Annotated in this window: 1 protein-coding gene; it reads left to right on the top strand. The window is 64.5% G+C overall.

Annotated elements, in window-relative coordinates; all coding sequences use genetic code 11:
• Nucleotides 1-530: MFS transporter (locus tag CF68_RS06420; protein ID WP_035816854.1), on the top strand; the 530-nt coding region annotated here is incomplete at both ends.

The raw sequence follows: 530 nt of genomic DNA, 5'->3' as shown, positions 1-530 counted from the left end.
ACGTGCCGAGCCGGCACTACGGTTTCGGCATCGGGACCCTGACCTCGGGCATCACGGGTGGCATCCTGCTGGGTTCGCTCGTGGCGGTCGCCATCAATCGCCACTACACGCCTGAGCAGGTGAGCGATTTCGCCTGGCGCATCCCTTTTATCCTGGGCGGCGTGTTCGGACTTGTGTCGGTGTACCTGCGCCGGTTTCTTCATGAGACCCCCGTGTTCCGCGAGTTGGCTGAGCGCAGCAATCTGGCGCGCGAACTCCCGATCCGCACCGTGCTGCGCGAGCACCGCTCGGCCAGTCTGTTCGTGGCACTGCTGACCTGCGTGCTTTCGACCTCCATCGTCGTCGTGGTGCTGTATACACCCGCCTACCTGCAGAAGATTCACCACATACCCGCCGCGCTTGCGCTCGAGACCAATGCCTTCGCTACGCTCGCGCTGACCATCGGCTGCGTGATCGTCGGTTGGGCGAGCGACCGCATTGGCACCCGCGCCGTCATGCTGATCGGCTGGGGCGGACTTCTCATGACCGCC

Source organism: Cupriavidus sp. SK-4, assembly GCF_000611125.1.
Lineage (GTDB): Bacteria > Pseudomonadota > Gammaproteobacteria > Burkholderiales > Burkholderiaceae > Cupriavidus > Cupriavidus necator.
Note: the sequence above shows the minus strand (reverse complement) of the source record. Positions and strands in the feature narration are given on the sequence as shown.